This is a genomic window from Photorhabdus noenieputensis (genome assembly GCF_018448935.1).
Taxonomy (GTDB): Bacteria; Pseudomonadota; Gammaproteobacteria; order Enterobacterales; family Enterobacteriaceae; genus Photorhabdus; species Photorhabdus noenieputensis.
In genome coordinates this window covers 1-2,752 of sequence record NZ_RCWC01000091.1, presented here as the reverse complement: position 1 = coordinate 2,752, position 2,752 = coordinate 1, and the positions used below count along the sequence as shown (strand labels likewise).

General features: G+C 47.6%; 1 protein-coding gene. It reads left to right on the top strand.

Annotation, left to right across the window (positions count from 1 at the left end):
- Nucleotides 1-2,752 (top strand): condensation domain-containing protein (locus tag EAE91_RS23160; protein WP_244869006.1); only part of this gene is annotated, 2,752 nt, incomplete at both ends.

The window sequence follows — 2,752 nt, the reverse complement described above, 5'->3', positions numbered from 1 at the left end:
CGCGGTTACCGCATCGAATTGAGCGAAATTGAAGCCGCACTCACTTTGCACCCACAGGTAAAACAGGCGGTGGTGATTGACCGTGAGCATAACGGCCATAAAGTACTGGTGGCGTATCTGGTGACAGCGGGGAAACTTTCAGACGATGAGTTCGTCAGGCACTTATCTTCCCGCCTGCCGGACTATATGCTGCCTGCCAGCTTTACCCGTATTGAAGCAATCCCCCTGACCTTAAACGGCAAAGTGGATCGGCGGGCATTACCTGAACCAGTCTGGGGGGATCATGATAGCTATATCGCACCCCGCAATGCGCTGGAAACCCACCTGTGTGCCATTTGGCAGGACGTGTTGGGGTTGAAACGCATTGGCATTGAAGATAACTTTTTCCGCATCGGGGGGGATTCCATTGTCAGTATTCAACTGGTGTCAAAACTGCGGCAGGCGGGCTTTTCCCTCCAGGTTAAATCAATTTTTGAAGCACCAACAGTAGTTCGGTTAGCCCAACTGCTGGCACTGCCGGCATCTACAGAAAAAGTGCTCACAGAACAGGGATTGTTAAGCGGGAAGTTTGGCTTATTGCCTATCCAACAGACCTTCTTCGACTGGAATTGGTCAAACCCACACCATTGGAATCAGGCATTTATGATTCAGATCCCCGGGGATATCAAATCCGCACAGATTGAACAGGCTCTGATAATGCTGGCTAAACGGCATGATATGCTGCGTGTCCGTTTTATCGATACCGAAAACGGCTACCGTCAGTACTATTCTGTGGAAATGCCATCTTCATATTCCCTTTTACATCACTGTGATATCAGGGGATTAAATAAGGAAGCATTACATCAACAACTAACCCAATGGCAAAGTGGCTTTGATTATTGCCGCGGGTCATTATGGCAAGCAGGTTATCTGACCGGATATACGGACGGCAGCGCCCGGCTATTCTTCGCATTCCACCATTTGATTATTGACGTGGTTTCCTGGCGAATTATTGCTGAAGATATACGCAGATTGTTGCAGGGCGAAACACTGCCAGAAAAGACCAGTAGTTATCGTCAGTGGGTGAGTGCTGTCCATCACTATGCAAAACGCCACCAACAGGAAGTTTCCTACTGGCAGCAAGTCATGGCAGGAAACCCTACTCACACAGCTTCAGACGAAATCAGTCATCATATGCTGAGCATCTCCGCCGAATTAACCGACACTCTGCTGCATGAGGCCAATGCCGGTTATGAGACTGAAATCAATGACTTACTTCTCAGCGCTCTCACGCTGGCATTACAAGCTGTTTTTTCTCAACCGGTTAACCACATCACGCTCGAAGGCCACGGTCGAGAGAACATCGACAACAAACTGGATGTTTCTGAAACTATCGGCTGGTTTACCACACTGTATCCCGTTCGTCTGGCAATGCAGGCAAATATTGCAGACACCATCATTTACACCAAAGAGATGCTTCGCACTGTGCCCAATAAAGGCATTGGTTATGGGGCATTACATCAGGCAGGCTATTTGAATGAGGATTTACCAGCGATAAGCTTCAATTACCTTGGACAATTGGGCGGAGCAATCGGGCAAAACTGGTCACTGACCAACGACGATTGTGGAAACGTAATCGCAAACGATAACTATAGTCATTTACTGCTCAATATTAATGGATTAATTCAAGCCGGCAAGCTGCAATTCAGTGTCAGTTCGCGCTTAACACCGACTCAAACACAACTATTTATCACCACATTTGAGCAGACTCTCCATGTTGTCATTATGGCTGGTCAACAACAAGCGCAATCCGGCGGGATAAAAACCCCCAGTGATTATGGTATTGGCGGGCTGTCAATCTCTCTTCTGCGCCAGCTACAACAGCGCTACCCGCTTGAAGCCCTGTACCCCGCCACCAGTTTGCAGCAAGGATTTATTTATCATCATCTGACCCAGCCACAAGATGATGCCTATCGCGTACAACTGTTGCTGGATTATCACACACAACTCGATCTTGCCGCCTACCAGCGGGCCTGGGCGCTGGCATCGCTACGCTTCCCCATCCTCAGAACGGCATTTAACTGGGAAGACGAGGTATTACAAGTTGTGACGGAAGGCGAAAGTATTCATTCGGCGAATTTCGAGATCAAAGATATCAGTCAATTACCAGAAGAAGAATGGAACAACGCCATTGACGCAATTCAACAACATGACCGTACCCTGCCGTTTGATTTAAGTCAGCCTGGCTTAATTCGCTTCACCTTAATTAAACAGAGTGAACATCTGGTAACGGTGCTAATCACGCAACATCATTGTATTACCGATGGCTGGAGTAACCCGATTTTATTGCAGGCTGTGCATGAATATTACAACGAACTCACACAAGAACGTGTCCCCCAAATAGTGGTAGATAAAGCCTATCTGGCAACCCAGCAATATTATCTGGATCATCAAGCAGAATCCGAGGCTTATTGGGCTGAATATAAATCACAACTCCACGGAATGAATGATTTTTCACCCTTGCTAAGTCATTGCGTTGATTTAATGCAAATAAAAACCGTTGAAAAACCCGCTGAGCAACTACTCACTGTACAGGGCAGCACTTATGAACAGCTTAAGAATATGTGCCGAACACAAGGGGTGACACTGAATGTGGCCTTACAATTTGCCTGGCATAAGCTACTTCACAGCTACACGGGAGATGAGCAAACCATTGTCGGCACCACCGTCTCCGGCCGCGATGTTCCGGTGGACGGGATTGAGTCCAGTGTTG